Source organism: Psychrobacter maritimus (assembly GCF_904846345.1).
Classification (GTDB): Bacteria; Pseudomonadota; Gammaproteobacteria; order Pseudomonadales; family Moraxellaceae; genus Psychrobacter; species Psychrobacter maritimus.
In genome coordinates this window covers 43,226-68,534 of the sequence record NZ_CAJHAJ010000005.1, presented here as the reverse complement: position 1 = coordinate 68,534, position 25,309 = coordinate 43,226, and the positions used below count along the sequence as shown (strand labels likewise).

The 25,309-nt window shown below is 45.1% G+C and carries 24 protein-coding genes; 11 read left to right on the top strand and 13 right to left on the bottom strand.

What is annotated here, in order from left to right:
- Window positions 1-59: 59 nt before the first annotated feature.
- Entirely contained in the window at window positions 60-2,216 is a 2,157-nt protein-coding gene (pta, locus tag JMX50_RS08295; RefSeq protein ID WP_201619032.1) for a phosphate acetyltransferase, read from the bottom strand.
- Window positions 2,217-2,282: 66 nt separating this feature from the next.
- Window positions 2,283-3,515: an acetate/propionate family kinase gene (locus JMX50_RS08290; RefSeq protein ID WP_201629181.1), complete on the bottom strand. Its 1,233-nt coding sequence runs from the start codon at window positions 3,513-3,515 to the stop codon at window positions 2,283-2,285.
- 646 nt (window positions 3,516-4,161) lie between these two features.
- On the opposite strand from JMX50_RS08290, the gene lptM reads away from it, so the two are divergent.
- The 4 genes from lptM (at window position 4,162) to JMX50_RS08270 (ending at window position 8,331) form a co-directional block, all read left to right on the top strand.
- Window positions 4,162-4,572: an LPS translocon maturation chaperone LptM gene (gene lptM, locus JMX50_RS08285; protein ID WP_227670990.1), complete on the top strand. Its 411-nt coding sequence runs from the start codon at window positions 4,162-4,164 to the stop codon at window positions 4,570-4,572.
- 116 nt (window positions 4,573-4,688) lie between these two features.
- Window positions 4,689-6,023 (top strand): diaminopimelate decarboxylase, encoded by a 1,335-nt coding sequence (gene lysA / locus JMX50_RS08280; RefSeq protein ID WP_227670988.1) that lies wholly within the window; start codon window positions 4,689-4,691, stop codon window positions 6,021-6,023.
- Window positions 6,024-6,323: 300 nt separating this feature from the next.
- Window positions 6,324-7,211, top strand: coding sequence for a diaminopimelate epimerase (dapF, locus tag JMX50_RS08275; protein ID WP_201629180.1), 888 nt, complete (start codon window positions 6,324-6,326; stop codon window positions 7,209-7,211).
- A gap of 79 nt (window positions 7,212-7,290) precedes the next feature.
- Window positions 7,291-8,331 (top strand): tyrosine recombinase XerC, encoded by a 1,041-nt coding sequence (locus JMX50_RS08270; RefSeq protein ID WP_201629295.1) that lies wholly within the window; start codon window positions 7,291-7,293, stop codon window positions 8,329-8,331.
- Between the two features lie 68 nt (window positions 8,332-8,399).
- On the opposite strand, the gene JMX50_RS08265 is transcribed toward JMX50_RS08270, so the two are convergent.
- Window positions 8,400-9,296 (bottom strand): carbon-nitrogen hydrolase family protein, encoded by an 897-nt coding sequence (locus JMX50_RS08265; protein ID WP_201629179.1) that lies wholly within the window; start codon window positions 9,294-9,296, stop codon window positions 8,400-8,402.
- A 344-nt stretch (window positions 9,297-9,640) separates the two neighbouring features.
- Between JMX50_RS08265 and rpoN the strand changes: the two genes are divergently transcribed.
- A complete protein-coding gene (gene rpoN, locus JMX50_RS08260) occupies window positions 9,641-11,353 on the top strand; it encodes an RNA polymerase factor sigma-54 (protein ID WP_201629178.1) in 1,713 nt (570 codons plus the stop codon).
- Between the two features lie 462 nt (window positions 11,354-11,815).
- Entirely contained in the window at window positions 11,816-12,196 is a 381-nt protein-coding gene (hpf, locus tag JMX50_RS08255) for a ribosome hibernation-promoting factor, HPF/YfiA family (protein ID WP_201564601.1), read from the top strand.
- Between the two features lie 263 nt (window positions 12,197-12,459).
- On the opposite strand, the gene thiS is transcribed toward hpf, so the two are convergent.
- The 4 genes from thiS to JMX50_RS08235 all read right to left on the bottom strand — a co-directional run bounded on the left by thiS (window position 12,460) and on the right by JMX50_RS08235 (window position 14,867).
- Entirely contained in the window at window positions 12,460-12,660 is a 201-nt protein-coding gene (thiS, locus tag JMX50_RS08250; protein WP_201564603.1) for a sulfur carrier protein ThiS, read from the bottom strand.
- Between the two features lie 153 nt (window positions 12,661-12,813).
- The gene (locus JMX50_RS08245; RefSeq protein WP_201629177.1) at window positions 12,814-13,188 is read right to left on the bottom strand and encodes a DUF423 domain-containing protein; all 375 of its coding nucleotides are present in this window, start codon (window positions 13,186-13,188) and stop codon (window positions 12,814-12,816) included.
- A 76-nt stretch (window positions 13,189-13,264) separates the two neighbouring features.
- Window positions 13,265-14,128, bottom strand: coding sequence for an RNA polymerase sigma factor RpoH (gene rpoH, locus JMX50_RS08240; RefSeq protein ID WP_201545792.1), 864 nt, complete (start codon window positions 14,126-14,128; stop codon window positions 13,265-13,267).
- Window positions 14,129-14,369: 241 nt separating this feature from the next.
- Window positions 14,370-14,867: a sulfurtransferase TusA family protein gene (locus tag JMX50_RS08235; protein ID WP_201629176.1), complete on the bottom strand. Its 498-nt coding sequence runs from the start codon at window positions 14,865-14,867 to the stop codon at window positions 14,370-14,372.
- Window positions 14,868-15,254: 387 nt separating this feature from the next.
- Between JMX50_RS08235 and JMX50_RS08230 the strand changes: the two genes are divergently transcribed.
- Window positions 15,255-16,886, top strand: a complete 1,632-nt coding sequence (locus tag JMX50_RS08230) for a M48 family metallopeptidase (RefSeq protein ID WP_227670986.1) — start codon at window positions 15,255-15,257, stop codon at window positions 16,884-16,886.
- A 64-nt stretch (window positions 16,887-16,950) separates the two neighbouring features.
- On the opposite strand, the gene JMX50_RS08225 is transcribed toward JMX50_RS08230, so the two are convergent.
- Both JMX50_RS08225 and rpsU read right to left on the bottom strand, forming a co-directional pair.
- Window positions 16,951-17,400, bottom strand: a complete 450-nt coding sequence (locus JMX50_RS08225) for a GatB/YqeY domain-containing protein (RefSeq protein WP_201629175.1) — start codon at window positions 17,398-17,400, stop codon at window positions 16,951-16,953.
- Between the two features lie 174 nt (window positions 17,401-17,574).
- Entirely contained in the window at window positions 17,575-17,790 is a 216-nt protein-coding gene (gene rpsU, locus JMX50_RS08220) for a 30S ribosomal protein S21 (protein WP_010195908.1), read from the bottom strand.
- Between the two features lie 416 nt (window positions 17,791-18,206).
- Between rpsU and JMX50_RS13190 the strand changes: the two genes are divergently transcribed.
- The 4 genes from JMX50_RS13190 (at window position 18,207) to JMX50_RS08200 (ending at window position 20,820) form a co-directional block, all read left to right on the top strand.
- Window positions 18,207-18,599: a hypothetical protein gene (locus JMX50_RS13190; RefSeq protein WP_227670984.1), complete on the top strand. Its 393-nt coding sequence runs from the start codon at window positions 18,207-18,209 to the stop codon at window positions 18,597-18,599.
- Window positions 18,600-18,721: 122 nt separating this feature from the next.
- Window positions 18,722-19,234: a c-type cytochrome gene (locus tag JMX50_RS08210; protein WP_227670982.1), complete on the top strand. Its 513-nt coding sequence runs from the start codon at window positions 18,722-18,724 to the stop codon at window positions 19,232-19,234.
- A gap of 95 nt (window positions 19,235-19,329) precedes the next feature.
- Complete coding sequence (gene tsaD / locus JMX50_RS08205; RefSeq protein ID WP_201629174.1) at window positions 19,330-20,388, top strand: tRNA (adenosine(37)-N6)-threonylcarbamoyltransferase complex transferase subunit TsaD; 1,059 nt, start codon at window positions 19,330-19,332, stop codon at window positions 20,386-20,388.
- A gap of 60 nt (window positions 20,389-20,448) precedes the next feature.
- Window positions 20,449-20,820 (top strand): CrcB family protein, encoded by a 372-nt coding sequence (locus JMX50_RS08200; protein WP_201619043.1) that lies wholly within the window; start codon window positions 20,449-20,451, stop codon window positions 20,818-20,820.
- A 72-nt stretch (window positions 20,821-20,892) separates the two neighbouring features.
- Here JMX50_RS08200 and JMX50_RS08195 read toward each other — a convergent pair whose 3' ends face one another.
- From JMX50_RS08195 to potA, 4 genes are all read right to left on the bottom strand, one after another.
- Entirely contained in the window at window positions 20,893-21,783 is an 891-nt protein-coding gene (locus tag JMX50_RS08195) for a LysR family transcriptional regulator (protein WP_201629173.1), read from the bottom strand.
- Between the two features lie 132 nt (window positions 21,784-21,915).
- Window positions 21,916-22,758 (bottom strand): spermidine/putrescine ABC transporter permease PotC, encoded by an 843-nt coding sequence (gene potC / locus JMX50_RS08190; RefSeq protein WP_201629172.1) that lies wholly within the window; start codon window positions 22,756-22,758, stop codon window positions 21,916-21,918.
- Window positions 22,758-23,666 carry a spermidine/putrescine ABC transporter permease PotB gene (potB, locus tag JMX50_RS08185; protein ID WP_201629171.1) on the bottom strand — a complete coding sequence of 303 codons (909 nt, stop codon included), beginning with the start codon at window positions 23,664-23,666 and terminating at the stop codon, window positions 22,758-22,760. Before potB ends, potC begins: the two co-directional genes overlap by 1 nt.
- Complete coding sequence (gene potA, locus JMX50_RS08180) at window positions 23,666-24,946, bottom strand: spermidine/putrescine ABC transporter ATP-binding protein PotA (RefSeq protein WP_201629170.1); 1,281 nt, start codon at window positions 24,944-24,946, stop codon at window positions 23,666-23,668. The genes potB and potA overlap by 1 nt, the downstream gene beginning before the upstream one ends.
- Window positions 24,947-25,309: the final 363 nt, after the last annotated feature.

Below are 25,309 nucleotides of genomic sequence, written 5' to 3'. Positions count from 1 at the left end.
CATAATGATAGTCGGTTAAATATAGAGTGATTACTGATTACTGATAAGTTTTAAGACAATTAAATCGCATCGCTATGTGCTTGGATCGCAGTCAGGGCGATGGTATAAATAATATCATCGACTAATGCACCACGCGATAAGTCATTAACGGGCTTATTTAAGCCTTGCAACATCGGTCCGACACTGACCACATTGGCGCTACGTTGTACTGCTTTATACGTGGTGTTACCCGTATTTAGGTCAGGGAAGATAAAGACGTTTGCTTGTCCAGCGACGGGTGAGTCAGGCGCTTTTTGCTTACCAACGCTCATGACAGAAGCAGCATCATACTGCAAAGGTCCATCGACAGCGAGGTGCGGCGCACGCTGGCGGACGATTTCAGTCGCACGGATGACTTTTTCGACATCCGCACCAGTACCAGATGAACCGGTTGAGTAACTAATCATGGCAACTTTTGGATTGATACCAAAGGCAGCGGCAGACTGCGCCGATTGAATAGCAATTTCGGCCAACTCTTCGGCGTTCGGGTCAGGATTGATGGCACAGTCACCATAAACAACCACTTGCTCAGGTAACAGCATAAAGAATACTGACGACACGAGTGAGTATTCCGGTGCCGTTTTAATCAACTGAAACGCTGGGCGCACGGTATTTGCCGTGGTATGTATCGCCCCAGAAACCAAGCCATCAACTTCATCCATCTGTAGCATGGTCGTACCCAAATAAACCGTATCTTTTAGGTATTCAGCAGCGACTTCGGCATTGGTTTTGCCTTTACGGCGCTCGACCACGGCAGCGATATATTTATCCATATCAAGGCTGTCAGGATCGATAATCTCAAGCCCTTCTGGCAAAACTAAGTCACGGTTTTTAGCGACCTGTTCGACGTCGCTACGCTTCGCAAGCAATACACAATTGGCAATACCGCGGCTTTGGCAAATACAAGCAGCTTCGACCGTACGTGGTTCCGAGCCTTCTGGTAGCACGATGCGTTTTTTAGCATTTTGCGCTTTTTTAACCACTTGATGGCGGAATGCTGATGGTGAAAGGCGCGGCTCATGGTTTTGGCTAAAGTAGGCTTTAATCCAGCTCAAATCCAAATGCGCGGCAACATAACGCGCCACTTCTTCAGCGCGCTCCGTATCATCGCTTGGAATCTCAGCGCTCATGTGTAACAGGCTCTGTACCGTCTCAAAGCTGTCATCTTCGACACTCATCACAGGGATACCAGTTTTGAGCGCTGATTGCCAAAGCTCAGCTACCGTAGGGCTTGGTACCACGCCACCGGTTAATACCAAGCCTGCCAATGGGATACCGTTGATACAGGCAAGTCCCGCTGCCAATAACACATCATCACGGTCACCGGGCACGACAATAAGCGTGCCACGTTTAAATACTTCATCGACACGCGCAACCGAGCGCGCGGTCAAGCTGATACGGTTGATACGGCGGGATTTTGCTTCACCAACATTGAGCCAAGTGGCGTCGAGCTCAGCGGCGATATCCCATGTACGCGGCACAGATAATGAATCGCTAAATGGTACGACTCCTATTAAACGGAATTCTTCGGTATTAAAGTGTGGTGATAGGCGCTGAACTTCTTGCATAAAGCCTTCATCCAAGCTTACAACTGCTTCACCCGGTGCAACTATTTGATTTTCCATGGTGCTTTGTACGTTTGGTAAATCATGCATGCGCATCAAGATACAGCCAAGCGTACGGTCGCTTGCCATACCGCCAAATTCGCGGGCATGGACATCGAGCTTATCGGCCAAATAGGCGGGCTTACTGGTATCAGCGGTGCTGACAAAAATAATCTTGGCATCGAGCGCATGGGCAATCGCACGGTTTATTTGGGCGGCATAAGAGGTTTCAGTCGTTGATACCAAGCCTTCACAAATGACCACATCATAGTCATCGCCAAGGGTATGGTAGTTGACGACCACTTCTTCCATCAAGTCATCAAGATTGTCGTCACCTATCATGCGCTCAACCCGTTGACGGCTGATAGATGCTGGCGGCTTAAGACCAAAAGCGTGCATGGCCAAGGCGCTTGAGCTGTCCAAGCTGTTTTGCTTATCGAGGGTGTCATCTTGCAAAAACGGCTTCATAAAGCCCGCTTTAATGCCGTTATAATCAAAAGCACGAATCAAGCCTAACGCCGCTGACGTCACGCCGATACCGCGGCTGATGGGCACAAGTAAAATAGTTTGCATAATATATCCTACTGTTTATTATATTTTTAACGAGGTGGTACTACTCTTTATACGTTGCTACCAATCCTACTGTAAACCCAAGGCTTGACGCGTTTCTTGAGCGATACGGCATTCTTCATCGGTCGGTACTACCCACAGCTCAATGCTGCTATCGTCGGCTTGGAAACTGCCTTCGCGACCACCGACCAAGCTGGCGTTTTTATCGGCATCTACTTTGATACCAAAATGCGGCATCATCTCTAAGATACGCGTCCGCGTGGTGACCGAGTTTTCGCCAATACCACCGGTAAAGACAATACCCGTAAAGTTAGGTAGGGCACAGCTTAAGCTAGCAAGGTATTTAGCGACACGATAGCAGAACATCTCAATAGCAAGCTTAGCGTCTTGATGACCTTCATTTGCCGCCTGCTCAATAGTACGCAAGTCATTTGATAAGCCTGAGATACCGAGCAGACCACTTTCGTTATTAAGTACTTTATCAATTTCTTCTAAGCTCATACCGAGTTGGCGTTTAAGATGGATGTGTAAGCTTGGATCCACATCACCGCTGCGCGTGCCCATCATTAACCCTTCAAGCGGGGTCAGACCCATACTGGTATCAAGACTTTTGCCATCGTAGACAGCCGTTGCCGAGCAGCCATTGCCTAAATGCGCCGTTAACCAACCGTGCGGGCCTTGTGCGCTGGTAATTTCGCTGGCGCGCTCTGATACATAGGCGTGCGAGGTACCATGGAAGCCATAACGGCGGATTTTATGTTCGTCATAAAAGGCTTTTGGTAGTGGATAACGGAAGGCAACAGGCGGCATGGTTTGGTGGAAAGCGGTATCAAAGACCACCACTTGTGGAATTTTAGGATAAATGGCCTGTACCGCTTCGATACCCAAAGCATTGGCAGGGTTATGTAAGGGTGCCAACACTTTTAGACGCTTCACTTCTTCTAGCACATGCTGATTAACCCGCACCGCTTCTGAATATTCACGGCCGCCATGTACCACGCGATGACCGACCGCGATAAAGTGATACTGCTCTAAGAGCTCAAGGATTCTTTTTAAGGCAAGTTCGTGGCGACCACCAGCAATGGCGATTTCTAGTTTTTCACCATTTAACGTCGTGTGTTTGATACGGGCGGTGTCGAGGCCTAAGTTTTCGGCCAAACCTGTGATACGAGTAGAATTGTCTTCGCTGATGAGCGCGTATTTGATAGAAGAGGAACCGCAGTTGAGGACTAAGGTGGGGTTGGTCAAGTTTGATGTTTCGGTATTTTTGTCATCAAAAGTCGTGGTTAGGCTGGCACTCATACTCTATCCTTAGATTATATTTTGTAAGTGGTGAATCGTCATCGATTATCACCGGTTGTATAAACAAAAACCAGCCATATCCTTGCTGGCGTACGCCGAACAGCTGACATACGTAAACAATGACATCGCTGATTTTTATTGTTCTTGGGCTGGGACTGCTTTAAAGGACGTTAAAGGTTTGCATCTATCTGTTTTTAGAAGCCAGTTTTTAGAAATCTGGTCTTGCAGAACTTAGGCTTTCGTACTTTTAAAGGTTAATAGGACGCATGCTAGCGCCTCGTCACAGCCACAAGGGTTAAGTATAATGTACCATATTTTTGCGCGTATACCACGATAACTATAAGGCTTTAATCAGCAATCTCATAAGTGCTTAATACAAGTGTACACCGAAGGCCGCGAGTGTTTATCAGCTATAATGAGACAAAAATACACTCTATAAAAATTGTAAGTAAATTTTTCTGGGTTAATAGATTGATGCTTTATTAATGCTGTAAGACCTATCTATCAAAGCCATATATTCATACATTCAGTCATTTATTTGAAGAAATTTGTGGCTCAAACAGAAGTGGTAGGCGCACAGCTTTATCGAATAATGCTATGATTAAAAAATTGTCCTATTTCCCTATTGCAGCCTTGGTTGTTTTTTATGGATAGTTATTTTATTTCTATCCTCTCTTATTTAAACCAAACGGTTGCAAGATTACAGGTTAGCCATTCTATGTTTACTATACATCGCACCTCTAAGATTAAAAGCGCTGATGCAAGCGCTTTTTCAAGAAATGTTTCAAGTGTAAGCGCCAGTCGCCCTGCTATTTATAAGCTTATCGCAGCTACTCTGGTGATAGGTTCTACAGTATTGACAGGCTGCGGGCAAAAAGGCGATTTGTATCTAGTAGAACCTAGCAGCCAAACAGTTGAGACTAATAGTCCGGTGCTTGATAGCAGCAGTCATCCGCAAGATGCCGCCTTTGCTAAAATTGACGACAATCAAAATAGCGAGCAAAACGCAGATAATTTTCAGTTGCCTAAACCGAGCACCGATCCCAACGATTATTAATCGTTGATTATTGTTTATTAAAAGACAAACGCTCAAACGATTTTTAGCGTATTCGGCAAGCTATTCACCTTTATGCCTTAAAACCTTAATACATTGATTATATTAGAGATATTTATATGAGTCAGTCAGTCACTACCCAAACCGAGCAGGGATTGTATGTGCATCCTGAAGCCTTAACCGCCCATTTGCCCGCGCTCGATTATCGAGGCGGTGCCTTGCATATGGAGCAGGTCAGTATTGATGAAGTAGTTAAAAACTACGGTACGCCGTGTTATGTGTACTCAAAACAAGCCATTCTAGATGTCTATCAAGCTTATACCACAAGCTTTGCCAGTCTACCGCATCAGATTTGCTATGCGGTAAAGGCCAACTCTAATTTGGCGGTACTTGGTATCTTAGCGCAAGCAGGGGCCGGGTTTGATATCGTTTCACGTGGTGAGTTGATGCGCGTATTGGCGGCAGGCGGCGAGGCTGCTCGCGTGGTATTCTCAGGCGTTGGCAAAACCTATAGCGATATCGAATATGCGCTTACCCAAGGCATTGGCTGCTTTAACGTTGAGTCAATCAGTGAGCTGACTTTAATCAATGACGTCGCAAAGCAGTTGGATAAATCGGCTCCAATATCTCTACGGGTCAATCCCAATGTCGATGCCAAGACCCATCCGTATATTTCAACAGGTCTAAAAGACAATAAGTTTGGTATTGACCATGAAAATGCCGTCGCTGTCTATGAGCAAGCGGCGCAATTATCACATATCGATATCGTCGGTATCGATTGTCATATTGGCTCGCAATTGACGGAAGTTGCGCCATTTGTAGCAGCTTTAGATAAAGTTATTGAGCTGATACATAGCCTGCGTGATAAAGGGATTACGCTGCGTCATATCGATTTGGGCGGTGGTCTAGGTGTGCGTTATATCGATGAGACGCCCGTATCTATCGATGAATTTGCCCAAGCGTTACTACCAAAACTTAGTGAGCTTGGTTTAACGGTATTCTTTGAGCCCGGTCGCAGTATCGTGGCCAATGCGGGCGTGCTCTTAACTAAGGTTGATGTGTTAAAACCAACTGAGCATAAAAACTTTGCTATTGTCGATGCCGCAATGAATGATTTGATTCGTCCGGCTTTATATCAAGCTGAAATGGCGGTGATTCCAAGCGTTTTACCTGAGAATGGTATCGATACCGATGGCACACAACCGTGGGATATTGTTGGTGCGATTTGTGAAACCGGTGACTTTTTAGCAAAAGACCGTTTGTTGTCATTAGCAACAGGCGATATCTTAGCGATAACGGGTGCTGGCGCGTACGGCTTTACTATGAGTAGCAATTACAACTCGCGCGGTCGTGCCAGCGAGGTGATGGTAGCCGATAATCATCATCAATTGATTCGTAAGCGTGAAGCGCTTGAAGCGTTATATGCTGATGAAATGTTGTGGCAAGATAAGTAGCCTATTAAAAACGCCGCGATGTTTAATAATTAAAGTTTTATGATGAAAGCTTAATGATTAAAGCTTAATGATTAAAGCTTAATGATTAAAGCTTAATGATGAAAGCTTAATAATTAAAAATGACCCATTGTTATAACGACAATGGGTTTTTTATGGCCTGCTTTAATTCAAAGTCTAATTAAGAATATTTGTTCGGTCGTAGAGCACTAACTTAGCGTTTGATAGCGGTGATAATTATGATTGTATCTGACAGCGTGCTAATATAAGGCATACATAAAAATAGGATAGGATAACAAGGATATGCTAATAGAATTTACAAAGATGCATGGGCTGGGTAATGACTTTATGGTCATCGATTTGGTGACCCAGCGCTTAGAGTTAACCAAGGATTTGGTGCAACTGTTGGGCGATCGTCATTTGGGCATTGGCTTTGACCAATTGCTCGTTGTTGAACCACCGATGCGTCCGGATGTTGATTTTAGTTATCGCATTTTTAATACCGATGGGACAGAGGTTGAGCAGTGTGGTAATGGCGCGCGCTGTTTTGCCCGTTTTGTGCAAGCGCGTAAGCTGTCATTTAAACAGCGCCTACGTGTTGAGACCGCGAGCGGTATTATTTCGCTGACGACCGACCGTTATGGTTGGGTCGAAGTCGATATGGGTAAACCAAAATTTGAGCCAAGTGAGATTCCCTTTACCCCAAAAGCGACGACCAAAATCCAAAACGCCTATCATTTAGACGTCAATGGCACGCCAGTGCAGCTGTATGTTGCCAATATGGGCAACCCACATGCGGTTATTAAAGTTGATGACGTACTCGATGCCGACGTTGCAACATTGGGCAAAGCTATCGAATCGCATCCTGCCTTTCCAGAGCGCGTCAATGTCGGCTTTATGCAAGTGATGAATCAGCGTCATATTCGTTTGCGTGTCTATGAGCGCGGTGTTGGTGAGACCCAAGCTTGTGGTACCGGTGCTTGTGCCGCAGTAGCGGTCGGTATCCGTGAAGGCTGGCTTGATGAAGGCGAAGACGTACGCGCGCAGCTTTATGGCGGCAGCATGATTATCAAATGGCAGCCGGGTTATTCAGTGATGATGACCGGCCCAACGGCGTTCGTCTATGAAGGCGTCTTTAGCCCAGATGGTCTGATGGCGCAAGCGGGTATTAAGCCCATTCCAGAAGGTTAATGGACAATAGGTTAATGAACAATGACAAGCGGTGTAGGTTTGCTGCTAGGTAAATGCTATGGTCATCTCTAAGAAGGCTATGTTCAGTAAAAACCGTCAGATGACCGAGCCTACCTCAGATTCTGAGTCAAAAGCTTGGCTATCCGTTGAGCACGCTGCTGCTATAGAGTCGGATGCCGCGCTACGTGAACTGTTAGCGCCGGTACATCGTTGGCTCAATACGCTGTCAGTGCGTAACCATTCCGAACATACGCTGGTGGCTTATTTTGCGGGCCTGAACCAGTTGGCGCTATTTTTACGCGGCAAACGTTTGACGTGGACGCGCTGTGATAAGCGCCAATTAGCCCAGCATATCAGCCAGCGCCTCGATGAAGAAAAGCTGGCGCTTGCCAGCGTCCAGCAAGAGTTATCGGCTATCCGTCATTTTTATGGCTGGCTGATAGAAGAGGATTTAGCACGTATTAACCCAACCACCGGCTATCAGCTTAAGCGCAGCCCTAGACCGCTGCCATCTATCGCCGATGTGGATTTATTAACGCAATTGCTTGACCAAGAGATACCTGATACGCCCGAACAAGCACGCTTGTGGTTGCGCGATAAAGCAATGTTTGAACTGCTTTATAGCAGCGGTCTGCGTGTTGGCGAGTTGGTGGCGCTCGATATGGCAGATATCGATTTGGTTGACCTGCGCGTGCGCGTGACGGGCAAAGGCAATAAAACGCGCTTGGTGCCCTTAGGTATCAAAGCTGCCGAGGCGATTAAACGTTATCTGCCGCACCGAAATCTGTGGGTAGAGCAGATGGATAGCGCCTTGTTTATCAGTGAGAAATTAGGCACACGATTATCAACACGGGCGGTACAGCAACGTCTCAAAGTTGCGGCTACACGTGCGGGCATTGCGCAAAATATGTATCCGCATTTATTACGCCACTGCTTTGCGTCGCATATGTTATCTGGTAGTGGCGATTTACGCGCTGTACAAGAAATGCTTGGCCATAGTGATATCAGCACCACGCAGATCTATACCCATGTTGATTTTGCTAAATTGACCCAAGTTTATGACCGAGCCCATCCGCGCGCGACTCATGCGCAAAATAACAGTGACAGTGATATTACTTAAGTTACAGTTACTTAAGTTGAAGTTACAGATCTAGTGCCAGTTTCATTTTTAATCATTTAACCGTACATCTATGCTAAACGATGGCAGTCAAAGATAGGCATCTTTTGTCGTCCTTGCACTTGGGTGGCTTTATCTAAGGATGCTAAGACCACAGCGTAATTTTTATGAGATTTATTAGCAGGGTCTTTTAAGTCACTATCCTCATAGCTGTTGATAATCGTGCCATCATAAGCGGTAATCGTGCTATGTCCCCATGTCTGACGGCTACTGCCATCCTTATAAGCATGCTCGCCGCCTTGTGCTGCGCCAATCACCATACACTGACTGTCTAACGCCCGCGCGCGTAGTAACAGCGACCAGTGCGCCTGCCCCGTCAAATAAGTAAAGGCTGATGGCGCGCTTAGCAAATCCGCGCCCGCTTGCCGTAGCCGCTGCGCCAATACTGGAAAGCGTAAATCAAAGCAAACCATCATACCGAGCTTATAAATATCATCATTTGCTTCGAGTGTCGTAACGACTGTTTGGGTACCGGGCTCAAAGGTCGCCGCTTCATTATAGCTGCCTTGCTTATCGGCGACAGTCGCAGTAAACAGGTGAATCTTATCGTAGCGCGCTACTCGTGTACCATCGGGTGCAAATAGCTGACTAACTTGGCGCAATCTACCATCGGGTACAATGACGCCATCAGGGCGGTAAGGGCAGGGCAGCGAGCCTGCAAGTACATAGATACCATAAGTACGCGCATAGTCAGCTATCGTGTCGGATAGCTCATCAAAACGCTCAGCAGTGGCAAACTGTCGACCCATGCTACAGCAGTTTTCTGGTAGCACTACCAACTGAGCGCCTTGTACGCGTGCATCGATAATGGCGGCTTTTATATCTGCTAAATTGTCTTCGATATTTTGCTGGCTGTTCATTTGCACAGCGGCAACGGTGAGTTGTCCGTTATTTCTTATCTCATTCATAGTATTATTCTCAATTTTTTAGGCTGTATTGGTTTTCCCTTTTATCTGATCTTTTATCCTATTGTTATTAACAACTTTTATGCATAGGTTTGTGTTGGTCTTACATGATTAAGCGTTTAGCAGCCCTACAAAGCTATTGATGTTTTTATCATTTGAGTAAGTGCTAAAAAATAGCTTATCTGGACAGGGTATAAATTATCATAGCAACATTGTAGCAAAAAATGCTATCGTCATGACCTGACCGCTTAAAGCCCTTTTTTAATCGGTATAAGCGTCAATAATCGCAGGCTTTAACCAGCATAACATATAGAATCTCACCACGATCGGAGTGTAATAAGTCACCCATGAGTATGTCGTTTGGATTGGCGACCACGCTGAGCACCTCACAAAAACTGACCCCGCAAATGCAGCAAGCTATTAAATTGTTGCAGCTCTCTAGTCTTGAGCTTGCGCAGGAGGTACAGGCGAAGCTCGATAGCAATCCATTGCTTGAACGTATCGAAGATGATGATGATAATGATGAGTACGACAAGAGTGATGATGAGGCGCTCAATGAGTTTGGCGAATCATTAACGCTAGATAGTTGGAATCAACACGCTAGCGTTGATACGTTTTCCACCTCTGCTCCTAGCACCTCAGAGGATGGTTTTGACTATGCTGACAATAGCAGTGATGAAAATAGCAGCGACAGCTTAGATAAGTTACAGCAGGCCAGTTTTGATGATGAAGCGATAGACAACTATGCGCTAGATGGCGAGGACTATAGTGGTTTTGAAAGCAGTAATTATGCCTCTGCTGCGCCAAGCGCTGGCAGTCTGTCCAATCATTCAGGTCGCGGAGGCGATGAAGACTTTGATAGCTATCAGGGCAGCACCAGCGCGACCATTCAAGACCATGTGCGCTGGCAGCTAAATTTCAAACATCTCTCCGAGACAGATACGCTCATCGCCGAATACTTGATGGATTCTATGGATGACATGGGCTTTGTGCGCCTTGATATCGATGAGTTGTTACAGAGCTTTGATACCATGGCAAGCTTTTACCAATGGGATGAACGCGTTGAGCATGATGAAGTCATGGCGGTACTGCGCATTATTCAATCGTGTGACCCGCTTGGTGTTGGGGCGCGCAATCTCAACGAATGCTTAGCGCTGCAATTGTCCAAGCTTGATACGAATACAAAGTATCTTAAAGAAGCCCAAGCACTTCTCTCAGCCAGTGAGCATTTAGTTAGTAATAATATCAAAGCCTTGACTGAGCTGACGGGACTCGCACCTGAATATATCACACCCGCTCTTACTCTATTACGTACTTTGAATCCATCACCTGGCTTGTTATTCCAAAGCAGTCAGCCTGATTATATGCAGCCATCAGCAAGCTATGATATTCCTGATGTGTTGGTTACGCCTATTCGTCGCCACAATAGCAATAACAGCAATAATAGCAACAGAGGTGATATTACAGCCCAAGTAGATGGCTGGCAGGTGCGTCTTAATCCTGAAACCTTGCCCAAGCTGCGGGTCAATCAAGAATATGCCAGTTTAGTCAAACGCGGTGATGATAGCCCTGACAATCAGTATCTGCGTGAAAATCTCACCGATGCGCGCTTGTTTATTCGTAGTATCGAGGAGCGTAATCAAAACTTGTTAAAAGTAGCGACCAGTATCGTGCGCTACCAGCAAGAGTTTTTGCAACATGGTGCAACCGCCATGCAGCCGCTTATTTTAAAAGCCATTGCCGAAGAAGTTGATTTGCATGAATCGACCGTCTCGCGCCTGACTACCAGTAAGACCATCTTGACGCCACAAGGGTTATTTTCCCTCAAGCACTTCTTCTCATCTCACGTTAGCAGTAGCGACGGTGATATCTCTTCAACCGCCATCAGCGCCATGATTAAGCAGCTTATCGCTGATGAAGACCCTAAAAAGCCCTTATCTGACAGTCGCATAAAAGATTTTTTATTGGCAGAAGGTATCGATATCGCCAGACGAACGGTGGCCAAATATCGTGAAGCGATGAATATCGGCTCCTCTACCCAGCGCAAACAAAAGTATTAAATGTTGTGATTCAAAGGCTTATCAATGCAGTACTGCTCTTATCAATATGTTTTTTCGTAAATATAAAAAATAAAATTTTTTGATTATATAGAAACATGCAGGAAACATCAGTTTTTATTACATTTAGTTACAGTTTAGTGTCTTGCTACTATTCGCTTTTCATGACAAATTAGAGTCATACCAACAACGAAAACCAAGTATCGATTTGGCTTATTTGTATAAATCATCAATCTAAAATATGATAAAAATGCGTTTATATTTTACTAAAGGAGTAGAGGGATAAAGACGTTAATGATTAAAAGGCTAAGCGCTAAATCTTATTAAATATGCTTATTAAATATGCTTATTAAATATAAAAAGATACTAGGTCAGTTATTGGTAAGGCAGGGTGATAAAAGCATAAGTGCTGGCTCATCTGTTGATTATAAGTAGCAATATAAGCAATAATAAAAGGACAATAATATGAATGTTTCTATCAGTGGTCACCATATCAGTATTACCGATGCCATGGACAAAGCGGTTCGCGAAAAACTTGAAAAAGTAGAGCGTCACTTCGATCAGATTCAAAGTATTAAAGTGATATTATCGCTAGACAACAGCGGCGCAAGTGATGGCGGTAAAAAGACTCATAAAGCCGAAGCAATTATGCGAGTCGCAGGTCAAGAGATGTTTGTCCAAGCCCTTGAAGACGATATGTATAAAGCTATTAACGACATGGCAGACAAACTTGATAGACAAGTGCGTAAGTATAAAACCCGTCAAGACCGTAAGAAAACTCAGGGTCCAGGGCGCGATGAACGCTATGAAGATTTAACCGATGTAGAGGCAGCGCCTGCGGTTTAGGTTTAAATGCCACACGGTTTAATAGCAATGTTTAGCTGTCATGTTAGGTGGATTTTCTATCATATAAGCTTTATTGTCGTAACCATTGATAAGTCTTAGCTCATAAATAAATAGTATAAATAGCAGGATTGTTAATGATAGACGATTAATAGTGTTAATGATTGAAATGAAACAAACGATAAGCTAAGCAAAAAAAGGACCTCTAACGTATTATCGTTGAGGTCTTTTTTATTGTCTTTTTTAAACGGTGTGGCTTATAAATCTTAGCCGCCGCCAACCGCTTGTACAACTTCAATATTCATACCTTCAACGATACGCAGTTTATCAAGCTCGCTTTTTGGTATCAGCTCACCATCGACTTCAACGGCGTAGCGTCCAGTACTAAGCCCAAGTTCATTGACGACCAATTGTACCGTTTGATGGGTGGTCTGCAGTGTCTTACCGTTTACATTAATATTACTCATAGTATGTGCTCCCTAATGACTTGAGATTCCTTTTTATCAACTTATCTTTAATCTATATTTATCTGTAACTGAAATTTTATCGATGACGGTTAGCTGTGTTATTCACTTTAAATGACTGATTGAGCGTTTTAATTATTGAAACCAAAGTAGCTATTAAATACCGGCGTGATTTAAACGAGACGTCGTTACTGCAAGCCATAACCAACCTGCAATCATCAATACACCGCCAATAGGAGTAATCGCCCCAAACCAGCGCGGCGCACCAAGCGTCATCGCATATAAACTACCCGCAAAGATAATCACGCCGACCTGCAATAACCACGCCGTGGTTTGAGTCGCATAGTTCAGCCGAATAAGAATGCCCACCAGCAATAACCCAAGCCCATGTATAAACCAGTATAAGGTTGCTGTTTGCCACCATTCAAGCTGCTGAGTACTGACGATAGCTTTAAGACCATGAGCCCCAAAGGCACCCAAAGCCACGGCGATAGCCATATTAAGCGCCGCAATACTTATCCAATTTAGCATGGTCAAACTCGTATTATAAAAGGAACTTTAATAATGACTCTTCTCATCTAATAAGAAGCTTTAACTGACAAGCTGCTTACTGAATATCATCAGGTAATATCACACTATCGATGGTCATGGCTTCACGGATTTTATCCATGGCATTTTTCTCGATTTGGCGCACACGCTCTGCTGAGATAGAGTAGACCGCGGCCAATTCATGCAAAGTTGATTTTTGCTCAGAAAGCCAGCGCTGCTCAACGATATCGCGCGAACGATCATCTAAGGTATCCATCGCCGCCAGTAGTGCAGAAGAGTTATTTTCTTCCCAATCAGATTCTTCAACCATCTCGGCAGGGTCAATACCGTCCTCTAAGAACAGCTGCGGCGCATAGCGTCCATCGTCATCATCGCTTGACTGCGCTTCAAATGACGCATCATACGACGTCAGACGTGACTCCATTTCAAGCACTTGCTTGCGCGTCACATTTAAGTCGTTGGCAATGGCATCCGCTTCTTCAAGGGTTAGCTGGTTGTTGGTCTTTTTAAGGCTACGTAAGTTAAAGAATAATTTACGATGCGCTTTGGTGGTGGCAACTTTGACAATGCGCCAGTTACGAATGACAAATTCGTGAATTTCAGCCTTAATCCAATGCACGGCAAAGGATACCAAACGTACGCCTTTATTAGGGTCAAAGCGTTTTACCGCTTTCATTAGCCCTAAATTGCCTTCTTGGATTAAATCGGCTTGCGGCAGACCATAGCCTGAGTAGCTACGCGCAATATGAATAACAAAACGCAGGTGCGACATAACAAGTAAACGCGCCGCCTCGACGTCGCCTTCATCGTAATAGCGATGGGCAAGCTCTTGCTCTTGGGTCGGTGTCAAAATTGGTATTTGATGCACAGTATTGATATAAGCACCCAAATTTACCCCAGGCGCAGATAAATGCGTTGGCATCGCAGGGACCAAATCGCGAGTACTGGTATCACCAAGCGCGCTGGCGTCATAAGGCGGACGCGCCGCTGCAGCTTTTAGCGCCGCATCGCGTGCTTCGTTTTTTTCGGGCGCTGCGCTGTCTTTTTTACGGGAATTTGCAGCGTTAGTAGAAGTATTAGCCATATTCTTGACCTTGGTTAAATAGATAAGCAATGAGTCAGATAAAAATCTTTATAGTTGTAATTGTAAAGGATAGCGCCGCTTAGTTGCTATCAGTTTTGGTAATGATGAAGTGATATATTGTATCAACAGAATATTTAGATTTTGTTGCTGTAGTCTCTTCGCTATTTGCTGCTGTTGCCTGATTGATGACCAATAATAATGGATTTACGGTATCTGTTTTCTGGCTCTGCTCACAAAACGCAGTGATATCGGCTTGCGAGTTTGGGTCAGTTGCAACCACATATAACGACTCACCAGCAGTTACATGACGCAGCGCCACTTTGGTTTTGAGCAGTGGCATCGGGCAGGCAAGTCCGCGCCCGTCTACCATATCTTTAATAATAATCGTCGCTTGCGCCAGACCTGCGCTATCATTTAGTTTACCGTTATCGGTTGCACTAAAGGTGTCTGCTGACAATAACTCTAACAGCTGTCTTATCGCGTGCTGCTTTGCTTCAGGTAAGGTATCTGATAAAGCTTCTGACAGATGCACAGCATGCGAGCCTTGTACAATGATGGATTGGTTATCAGCAGACATAAAATTAACCTTTAAGATATCAATGTTTAAGGTAGCAGTATTTAAGACAGTACGGCTGTTTAAGAGAGCTTAGCTTGGTATAGTATTGCCCAGAAGCCTTTATCATGGCCTACCATTATAGCAAATTGCCACTATGTAATTGCAGTTGAATATAGTCATCATAACGTTTGGTCAATCAGAACACCTTATTAGCATTAAGCAATAGATTTATGTTTTAAACCTTAAGTTCGGACTATAAATTTACACCGTCTAGATTTACATAACCATGTTGCACAATCGTGACGCACGGCAGCGTGATTGGTAGCCAGAAGCAGACGGCAATTGACCTTGGATAAACAAGCTCGTATAGTCAAAAAGACGTTATGATTACTCGTATAGGATACGCACTTGTATTATTCTCATAGACCATCGCTGCTTAAAAAATTGCTGCTTAAAAAAACAGTAAAGACATTAGCAGAAGGCGCGTTTGCGCTAAAGTTAGGTATGTCTGCTACCTTACTGATGCTGGCAACCACGGCCAACGCTATCAGCACACAAGCTGCGCCATTTGCTTATGATTCATGGCAGTCTAGTAATGCAGACGAGTTAGATTTGCCCAATTTGCGTGGACAAGGATTAAGCTTTGCTGAGCAGTATCAAAATAAACTGCTTGGCGAATGGTCGTTAAGAAACATCAATGGTCGCACTAAGATGGAGCATGACCCTTGGATACACGAAACGGTCAAAGACATCACTTGGCGGCTAAATGCTCAAGCGCGCCAGCAAGCGCCTCTCGGCTTGGTCATTATTGATAATCCCAGTATCAATGCTTTTGCCGCGCCAGGTGGGGTTATCGGGCTGAATACCGGGACGATACTCGCGGCAAGCAGTATGGATGAGCTTGCCAGCGTCATCGCGCATGAAGTAGCACATATTAGCCAAAACCATTATGAGAGCGGGGCGGATGAGCGCAAAAAAGCCTTGCTGATGCAAATAGGCGGTATGCTCGCGGCGATTGCCGCGTCAGCGGTCGATGGTGACGCAGCCGCTGCCGTCATGATGGGCAGCCAAACGGCGACGATGAATAGCAGTATGGCTTTTAGCCGTAATAATGAGCGTGAAGCTGACCGCGTTGGGATGCAAATCATGAACCAAGCTGGTTATGATCCACGCGCGATGCCACGCTTTTTTGCGACGATGAATCAACAAAGCCAATTAAACCAAACCGCCAATCAATTCTTACCCAGTTTTGTGCGCTCGCATCCTTTAAGTAATGAGCGCTTAAGTGAGTCGCAAAGCCGCGCTCAGCGTTATACCTCGTTGTCATTAAACCAGCAGCAGCGCCATCAAGCGTCGTTTGATTTGCTGTATTGGCGTGTACAAAGTACCGGCAAACACGTCTCCGAAACTGCATTAACGACCGCCGCTAAAAATAGCGTTGGCGCAAAATTGGCGCTGATGTATTGGTATGGCGAGCAGCAGCGTTTTAAAGAGGCCAATGAGCTATATACTGAGCTATCAGCGCTGCCCGCGCTGCAGCGCCAAGTATTAGAGCCTTTACTGTCTATTACCCAAAGCCAAATCCTTACTGAGCAAAATCAATGGCAACAAGCGGCTGAACTGTTAGAGAGTCAGCAGCGCCTTTATCCTGAGCGCCGTGACCTGCGTCTTTATTTGGCTGAAGCACTAACCAATAGCAATCAGCCAACCAAAGCACAAGCATTACTAAAGCCATTGACTGAGCAGCAGCCAAGCGACCGTTATGCATGGCAAAGTTTGCAATTGGCCAATGAAAAAATTGCTAAAACCACCGATTCAGCGCCGCTGGCAAAAATCGCCACTATTAATGCGCTGCGTTATCGCAGTCATGACCAGCTATGGAGTGGCCGCTATGACCGCGCGCTGACCTCGTTGACGCAAGCTAAGCAATTGACTGAGCAAATGCAAAAAACCGCGCAAGCGAGCAGTGCCGCTCCTCTGCTTGCCAATATTAATGCTGAAATCAAAGCAGTAAAAACCGCCAAAGACTTTAAGCCTTAGGCGGTTGTTTTTATCGCTTGGGTCGATAAGCAGATTAAGAATATATAACTTTTCTTAACTTTGATTAACCCTGCAGCGCATCTTTCACCAATTTAGAGATGAGTGCAGGGTCAGCACGGCCCGCGGTTTTATTTTTTAACACACCCATCACGCTGCCCATATCACGCATCGATGTGGCACCTTGCTCAGCGATTTCGGCATTGACCAAAGCGGCAAGCTCGGCATCATCCATTTGTTTTGGCATAAACTCGGTGATGATATCGATTTCAAACTGCTCTTTATTTGCCAAATCATCACGACCATTTTCGGTAAAAATCGTCAGTGATTCATGGCGTTGTTTTAGCTGCTTTTGTAGGACTTCCAATACTTGCGCATCATCAAGTTCGGTCTGGCGGTCAATCTCAATTTGCTTGACCACCGATTGGACGTTGCGCAATACTTTAACGCGCTCAAGCTCACGCGCTTTCATCGAAGTTTTGATGCTGTCAGACAAGCTCTGTTTAAGTTGGCTCATTGTTATTATTCCTTATGAGTATGGATAAAATAGTTTTTAGTAAGTGTTAAATAAAAATCTGCTGAGCATTTATCAGCATGAATAACAAAAATTGTAGCATAAAAAACGCCACTGTTATTCATCGATAACAGTGGCGTTAGTGTAGCGCTGGTATTTAGCTAATCGTATTAGTGATTAGTACATACGAGTGGTACGAATAGTTTCGCGTTGTAATTTCTTTTTATAACGCTTTACAGCAGCGGCTTTTTTGCGCTTGCGTACTTGCGTTGGTTTTTCATAAAATTCACGCTTACGTACGTCTGATAGAACGCCGGCTTTTTCACAAGCACGCTTAAAACGACGGATAGCGATGTCAACTGGTTCGTTTTCTTTAACCTTAACTGCAGGCATGAAAGCTCCTTTATTAGGATGAGATGTAAGGGCATTAGTTTGGCTGTGTATTAGTATTTAGCCGTAATATCTCAAGATTATCGGCATCAGCTCAAACTAGGATAGTCTTGCGCAATAGCACAAGGGCGCTTATTTTAATCAAAAATGGCAGTAAAGTCAAAGGCTTTTGCGCATTAATCCATAATTATCATTAAGTTGCACGCTATTATCAGCAATAACGGTCGTAACTCATTTAGACTCATGATTTGCTTGCCTTTAACATAGTGGTCTTTAAAAGTGTATGAATGGATAAATTTGCTGCATAGTACAAGCGGAAATAAAAAACCCTACTGTCTATAACGGTTTAGGCAGAGTTTATGCTATGATAATTTGCATAATATCAATCGTTTTATGTGCACTTTATTAAGGATGTTGCAATGAAGAAATCAGTACTAAACACGGCGCTAAGCACAGCATTTATCGTCGCCCTTGGCTTTGGTATCAGTGCTTGCAGTGGGGATAAAGAAGGCGAGTCGCACGAAGTCTTAGCAAAAGACCGCGTCGATGAAGCAGCAGAGCTTGCGCGTAAAAACGCACCTGAAGCAGAAGAGATGAATTTCCCAGAAACAGCGCCAATGCCAGCGGCTGAAGCAGACGCCGCGGCAAGTACTGAAGCCACCACAGCTACCACAGAAGCAGGCGCTGCTGCTACATCAGAAGATACTGCAACTGCAAGCGCGGATACCGAAGTGGCTAGCACTGAAACTGAAAGTACAGAGGCGCCAGCTACGGATGCAGCCACTACGGATGCGACAGCAGTAGCGAATTAGTAGCTTTTACGATAAAAGTACGTTGTGATGAAGGTAGCGACAGCCACTAGCCAGCTATTTTATTAACAAGCTGTTTTACTAACAAGCTGTTTTACTAACAAGCTATAGACGAGGGAATAACCATGAAACAAAATACCATGAAGAAAAAATCAGTTGTGAAATTGGTGCTGTCTGGCCTGAGTCTTAGTGCGTTATTAACACTCAGTGCTTGTAGTGGCGGCGACAATACGGCGGCTGAAGAACCAGCTGCTGTCAATGAAACAGAGACAGTGGTTGTAGAGCCTGAAGCGCCAGTTGCAGAAACTGAAGTAGCCACTGAACCTGCCGTTGAAGCAGAAGCAACTGAAGTAGCCGAGGCCGAGCCCACAGCTGCTGCTGAGACAGAAGTGTTAGCCGCTGATGCTGGTGCAAAGCTGTATGAAAAACAGTGTAAAGTTTGCCATGAAAGCGGTTTGTTAGAAGCGCCGAAATTTGGTAATAAAGAAGATTGGGCACCGCACCTTGCTAAAGACATAGATACGCTACGTATGCATTCTGCAAAAGGCTTTAACAAAATGCCGGCGCAGGCAAATGCGGAAGTAAGTGAAGCGCAAGTGCATGCCGCAGTTGATTATATGGTCGCTGCAGCCAGTTAATTCTGCTTGTTGAAATTTGCTCGACTGACCGCCATTGTAAGCTCACAGTGGCGGTTTTTTATTAATGCTACAAGGCAAAATATAAAGGCACATAAATGAAAGTATTGGGTTTAGAGACCTCTTGCGATGAGACTGGTCTGGCGATTTTTGATAGCGAGCAGATAACGAGCGATAATAAAGGTCTGCTAGGGCAGGTACTGTATTCACAAATAGAGCTGCACGCCCTTTATGGCGGTGTGGTGCCCGAGCTTGCCAGCCGCGACCATATTCGTAAGCTGGTGCCTTTATTTAACGAATTGCTAGAGCAATGCAATATCACTAAAGATGAGATTGATGCCATTGCTTATACCAAAGGTCCTGGGCTTATCGGTGCGCTGATGACGGGCGCATTATTTGGTCGCAGCTTGGCTTATGGTTTGGACGTACCAGCGATTGGTATTCACCATATGGAAGGGCATTTATTAGCGCCGCTCATGGGTGCGAATCCGCCAGCTTTTCCATTTGTCTCGTTACTGGTTTCTGGTGGTCATACTTTGCTGATTGCCGCACACGGTATCGGACAATATGAAATCCTTGGCGAGTCCATCGATGATGCGGCGGGTGAGTGTTTCGATAAAGCGGCGAAAATGCTCGGTTTGCCGTATCCGGGTGGCCCAAACATCGCTAAATTAGCGGAAACAGGCAATCAAAATGCTTATGATTTACCGCGTCCAATGCTCCATCGTGGTTTGGATTTTTCTTTTAGCGGTATGAAAACTGCGGTACATAATCTTATCAAAGACACCCCATGCTCAGGTGGCTCGGGCAATGGCTCTGCTAGTGATCCGCAAGTTCGCGCCGATATTGCCGCCAGTTTTCAGCATGCCGTGGTTGATACCTTGGTGAAAAAATGCGTCAAAGCCCTTAAACAAGTCGATATGAGCCGATTGGTAATCGCTGGCGGCGTCAGTGCCAATAGTCATTTGCGTGAAACATTAGAGAGCGAGCTTGCTAAAATAAATGCTACGGTTCATTACGCACCGCCAGCTTTATGTACCGATAATGGGGCGATGATTGCCTATGCAGGTTACGAGCGTTTGCAAGCGGGTCAAGCAGATGATTTGGCTGTCAGCTGCGTACCACGTTGGCCGATGACCGAGTTGCCAGCGGTATAAAAGCCCTATAAGGTCGCTTATATCCAGTTTATTAAACTTTATCTCACTCAAGGATAACTTATGCAGTGGCTTGCAATTGGACTAGGTGCTGCCATTGGCGCTTGCCTGCGAGGGTGGCTGGCGCGTTTTAATCCGCTGCATCACTGGATACCCCTTGGGACGCTTGGCGCCAATGTCTTAGGTGGACTATTGATAGGGCTAGCTCTGGTGTGGTTTGAGCGAGTGGGCAGCGGCTTGTCTCCCAATATTAGACTGTTTGTGATAACTGGGTTTTTGGGCGGGCTGACAACTTTTAGCACCTTTAGCGTTGAAGTATTTACCTTTATCCATAATGGCAAACTGCTTGCGGGCTTGGGGCTGATTGGGCTACATGTGGGGCTGACGTTATTAGCAACCGCAATTGGCTTTTATTTCTTTAAGTTGGTTTTGTAATAATAAAAATGTCGCAATAAAAAAGAGCCATATTGATTTTTAATACGGCTCTTTTTTTAGTGATAATTACTTCTAGATAGGTTTTACAATTCCTTCTAATAAACTCGCAAACCCTTGCATATAGGCAATCTCTTGGCTCGAGGTGCGCGTTGCCGCATAGAGCTGACAGTAGACGCCACTGCCTAATGGCCGCGAAACTACCCAACCTTTTTTCTCATATTCAGCGACCACCCAATCAGGTAATGCCGCCACCCCCCGTTCACTAGCAACCAACTGAATAAGCATCGCAGTCAGCTCGGTGGTACGCATGCTTTTAAAGCTGACCTGTGCTGGCGTCATAAAATTGGCAATGATATCGAGGCGCTTAGCTTCCACTGGATAAGCAATCAAGGTCTGATCAACCAAGTCTTGGGCATGAATGAATTGTTGCTCAGCCAAGTCGTGGGTTGGCGACAGTACCAAACGACTTTCATACTCAAATAATGGCTGATAGCTGATACCTTCTATTGGTAAATTACTGGTGGTAATCAATAAATCGATATCACCTTCCATCAATAAATGATGCGGCTCAGGCTCAAAACCGGTAGCGAAATCCAATTCGACATCCGACCATTCACGGCGATAGTGATTGAGAATCGGCATCAACCAATCAAAGCAGCTATGACATTCAGACGCTAAGCGCAATCTGCCTGCTTGACCATGGGCTAAGCGTTTTAAGTTTGCTTTGGTGCGCGTGACCTGCGGCATGATACTGTCTGCCAGTGCCAATACCGTTTTGCCCGCTGGCGTAAAAGTCAGCGGACGCGTGCGGCGATTGACCAAACTGATATCGTAGTAATTTTCCAGCTCTTTTAACTGATGGGAGACCGCAGAGGCGGTGACATGCAGCTCATCGGCAGCAGCGGCCAATGAGCCATGGGCTCGCAGCGCAGTTAGTGTATTAAGATGACGAAGCTCTAGCATAAAATGACCTAACCACTGACGTTAAAAAAATGAGAAATTGCGACTTATAAAGGCTTAAAAATAAAGGCTGAAAAAACGGTTAAAGCTTTTTATCTAATAATGTTAAAGCTGTTATGAAAGTAAAATTTAACATCAGCGCCGACGTAGGAGTAATTGCGAGATAACCACCAAAATTAACGAAGCGACGAGTAAAATGGTCCCAATGGCATTGACTTCAGGCTTAAGTCCCACGCGTACCATAGAATAAATACGCAACGGCAAAATCTCATAGCTAGGGCCGGTGACAAAGGTCGATACCACTACATCATCGAGCGATAAGGTAAAGGCTAGTAACCATCCTGCCATCACCGCTGGAAAAATCACTGGAATCAAGACCGTACGCACCATCATAGATTCGCTAGCACCCAAATCTCGCGCCGCTTCCATCAAACGTTCATCCAAACTACTTAAACGCGCAAAAACGGTAATGACCACAAATGGCAGGCAAAAAGTAATATGCGCTAATAATAGCGAGACAAAACCGAGCTGCAGTCCGATTAATAAAAACAGTGCCAATAGCGATATCGCCAAGACAATCTCAGGCGACATCATCAGCACAAATAGCAGCCCGTTTAGCAGCCCTTTACCGCGGAAGTCATAGCGATGCAGCGCAAGCGCAGTTAATGTACCGATGACTGTAGAAACTGTAGCGGCAACCAAGCCCAAGACAATAGAATGCCAAAAGGCATCGAGCATCGCCTGATTGTTAAATAGCGACTCGTACCACTTTAAACTAAAGCCACCCCAGTTATAGCCAATTTTTGACTTATTAAATGACATCACCACCAATACGATGATGGGCAGATATAATAAAGTGTAAATCAGACCAAGATAGCCTTTGGCGGCGATACTGCCAATGCTAGATGGCTTGATAGAGCGTTTGGCTTTTATGGGTGAGCTATTGATTGACGAGTTATTGGATGAATTACCAGACATTAAGCCACCTCGCTAAAATCAGTCTTGCCAATACGGCGGCTACTGGCGCGATAAGCGAGTAATAATACCGCCATCGCAAGCGTTAATAGCACACTGGCGGCCGCGCCAAATGGCCAATCACGGGCATCTAAAAACTGGTTTTTGATAATATTACCAACGAGTAAATTACGCGAGCCGCCCAAAATATCGGCGACGTAAAACATGCCCATCGCTGGCAGTAGTACCAACAGCACCCCTGAGATAATCCCCGGTGTGGTCAAGGGTAATACCACATGCCAAAAGGTTTGTCGTTTTGAAGCGCCTAAATCTTGCGAGGCAAGCAGCATATCATTGCGTAAGTCGCTAAATACCGCATACAGCGGCAGCACCATAAAAGGAAATAATAAATAGGTTAAACCCGCAATGACCGCCCCTTGGGTATATAAAATATCAATGGGCGCATCGATGATGCCGATTGTTAATAAGGATTTATTAATCAAGCCATTACTGGCAAATAATAGTTTTAGCGCATAAGTTCGTACCAAAGAATTGGTCCAAAATGGCAGTATTAGCATGAGCATCAACAGTGGCTGCCAGCGTTTACTGACTCGGGATACAAACCAAGCAAACGGGTAGCCAAGTAATAAGCAGATGACCGTTGTGATGCCCGCCATCCATAATGAATGCACAAAGACATCGAAATAAAGCGGGTCAATCATGCGCACATAGCTGTCGATAGTGACCGGCAAACTAATAAAAGCTGTGCTATCACGGGTCAAAAAGCTGACCGCAATCACCAGTATATTTGGCAATAAGGCAAAGATGAGCAGCCAACCCCAAATCAGCCATAGCGTTGCGGTACGGAAAGGGCTTCTATTGCTCAAGTTTTTATTACTTGATTTTTTATTACTTAAGTTAGGACGCGCCATTAGCTGATATCCTTTTGGACAGCTAATTTGCTAGTGCTATTATTCATCCCATTATCAATGCCGCTAGCAAGCGTACCGTCTTGTTCTTCTGGCAACACCCATTCCCAGCCATCTACCCACGATACTTTGACGCCTTCATTCAGCTTATAATCAAAACTTGGGTCATCTTCATCAAAGAATTCTGATGCTTTAATAATATGACCGTTCGTTAGCTCAATAATCGAGTCTAAGGTACTGCCTTTATAATTACTTTCAATTACCCGCCCAAGTAAGCCGCCATGCTCTTTATCATTGGGATCATAAATGCGCAAATCTTCCGGACGTAGCAATAAATTGACGATATCACCAACTTGCACGTCATTGGCAAAGTCAGGACGGCGCAGATTACGTAAGGTCGTCGGACCCTCTTGCGCTTGGGCTTCGCAGACCTCGACCTCAATCCGCCCATTGGTCACGCGCCCATCACGATCGGGCTGCTCAGGGTAGACGCCTTTGACTTCTGCTTTAAATAAATTGGTCTCACCGATAAACTTGGCAGTAAAGAGATTGGCAGGGGTTTCATAAATCTCAATCGGCGTGCCAATTTGCTGAAATCTGCCGTCTTTCATCACGGCAATGCGGTCTGACATCGACAGCGCTTCTTCTTGATCGTGGGTGACAAAGACAAAAGTAATGCCAAGCTCACGTTGCAGACGTTTAAGCTCAGATTGCATTTGCAGACGCAGCTTATGATCGAGCGCCGATAAGGGCTCATCGAGCAATAATAGTTTAGGACGATTAATGACCGCGCGCGCAATCGCCACCCGCTGCTGCTGACCACCGGATAAATCTTGTGGTTTGCGATTGGCCAAATGCTCAAGTTGTACCATCGCTAGCATCTCACGCACCCGCGTTTGAATCTCATCTTTTGGCACTTTCTTTAATTTAAGTCCGTAAGCGACGTTTTGCGCCACCGTCATATGCGGGAATAACGCATATTGCTGAAACACGGTATTGACCGGACGCTTATCCGCGGGCAAGCCTGCCATCTGGACGCCATCGAGATAAATCGCCCCAGCATTAGGCTGCTCAAAACCAGCAATCAGTCGTAATAACGTCGTTTTACCGCAGCCTGATGGACCAAGCAAGGTGATAAATTCACCATGCTGAATATCAAGGTTGATGTCCTTTAAGACTTCGGTTTGGTCATAGATTTTTTTTAGACCAGTCAGTTGCAGCAGCACCTTGTCAGTATGGGTTGAGGCAGGCGTGGACTGCGTCTGTAAATTTGATTCGGTCATAAGGTTGATTCCTAAAATACCAAACGCTCAGTAGCGTTATGAATATTAGATACTGTCAGCAATGTCAGTAGCATAATGGCTTTTTGGTTTAACGAATTATTTGTTAAGGTAGCTAATGGCTTATTGAGTCATTTGGTATCGCACGGTATTTAGCATGGCGATAAGCGATGGCTATATGGGGTCTGCTTGCTGCGTATTATAACAAACCCTTGCGGTAAATTAGTGCAAGTTCGTTATCCGTTGGTTGGTGGCGCTTGTTCGTTTTTAGCATAGGGGCTGTATCTATTTGCCAAAGTCATCTTATGGTTGTTAATAAATCGGCAAGGTAACGAGTGATATTAAAATAAAGAATTTTTACCATTT

What these genes read in the sequence shown, in the direction of transcription:
- pta (WP_201619032.1), bottom strand. Translation starts at nt 2,216, where the DNA reads ATGCAAACTATTTTACTTGTGCCCATCAGCCGCGGTATCGGCGTGACG.
- JMX50_RS08290 (WP_201629181.1), bottom strand. Translation starts at nt 3,515, where the DNA reads ATGAGTGCCAGCCTAACCACGACTTTTGATGACAAAAATACCGAAACA.
- lptM (WP_227670990.1), top strand. Translation starts at nt 4,162, where the DNA reads ATGGATAGTTATTTTATTTCTATCCTCTCTTATTTAAACCAAACGGTT.
- lysA (WP_227670988.1), top strand. Translation starts at nt 4,689, where the DNA reads ATGAGTCAGTCAGTCACTACCCAAACCGAGCAGGGATTGTATGTGCAT.
- dapF (WP_201629180.1), top strand. Translation starts at nt 6,324, where the DNA reads ATGCTAATAGAATTTACAAAGATGCATGGGCTGGGTAATGACTTTATG.
- JMX50_RS08270 (WP_201629295.1), top strand. Translation starts at nt 7,291, where the DNA reads ATGTTCAGTAAAAACCGTCAGATGACCGAGCCTACCTCAGATTCTGAG.
- JMX50_RS08265 (WP_201629179.1), bottom strand. Translation starts at nt 9,296, where the DNA reads ATGAATGAGATAAGAAATAACGGACAACTCACCGTTGCCGCTGTGCAA.
- rpoN (WP_201629178.1), top strand. Translation starts at nt 9,641, where the DNA reads ATGAGTATGTCGTTTGGATTGGCGACCACGCTGAGCACCTCACAAAAA.
- hpf (WP_201564601.1), top strand. Translation starts at nt 11,816, where the DNA reads ATGAATGTTTCTATCAGTGGTCACCATATCAGTATTACCGATGCCATG.
- thiS (WP_201564603.1), bottom strand. Translation starts at nt 12,660, where the DNA reads ATGAGTAATATTAATGTAAACGGTAAGACACTGCAGACCACCCATCAA.
- JMX50_RS08245 (WP_201629177.1), bottom strand. Translation starts at nt 13,188, where the DNA reads ATGCTAAATTGGATAAGTATTGCGGCGCTTAATATGGCTATCGCCGTG.
- rpoH (WP_201545792.1), bottom strand. Translation starts at nt 14,128, where the DNA reads ATGCCAACGCATTTATCTGCGCCTGGGGTAAATTTGGGTGCTTATATC.
- JMX50_RS08235 (WP_201629176.1), bottom strand. Translation starts at nt 14,867, where the DNA reads ATGTCTGCTGATAACCAATCCATCATTGTACAAGGCTCGCATGCTGTG.
- JMX50_RS08225 (WP_201629175.1), bottom strand. Translation starts at nt 17,400, where the DNA reads ATGAGCCAACTTAAACAGAGCTTGTCTGACAGCATCAAAACTTCGATG.
- rpsU (WP_010195908.1), bottom strand. Translation starts at nt 17,790, where the DNA reads ATGCCTGCAGTTAAGGTTAAAGAAAACGAACCAGTTGACATCGCTATC.
- JMX50_RS13190 (WP_227670984.1), top strand. Translation starts at nt 18,207, where the DNA reads ATGAAGAAATCAGTACTAAACACGGCGCTAAGCACAGCATTTATCGTC.
- JMX50_RS08210 (WP_227670982.1), top strand. Translation starts at nt 18,722, where the DNA reads ATGAAACAAAATACCATGAAGAAAAAATCAGTTGTGAAATTGGTGCTG.
- tsaD (WP_201629174.1), top strand. Translation starts at nt 19,330, where the DNA reads ATGAAAGTATTGGGTTTAGAGACCTCTTGCGATGAGACTGGTCTGGCG.
- JMX50_RS08200 (WP_201619043.1), top strand. Translation starts at nt 20,449, where the DNA reads ATGCAGTGGCTTGCAATTGGACTAGGTGCTGCCATTGGCGCTTGCCTG.
- JMX50_RS08195 (WP_201629173.1), bottom strand. Translation starts at nt 21,783, where the DNA reads ATGCTAGAGCTTCGTCATCTTAATACACTAACTGCGCTGCGAGCCCAT.
- potC (WP_201629172.1), bottom strand. Translation starts at nt 22,758, where the DNA reads ATGTCTGGTAATTCATCCAATAACTCGTCAATCAATAGCTCACCCATA.
- potB (WP_201629171.1), bottom strand. Translation starts at nt 23,666, where the DNA reads ATGGCGCGTCCTAACTTAAGTAATAAAAAATCAAGTAATAAAAACTTG.
- potA (WP_201629170.1), bottom strand. Translation starts at nt 24,946, where the DNA reads ATGACCGAATCAAATTTACAGACGCAGTCCACGCCTGCCTCAACCCAT.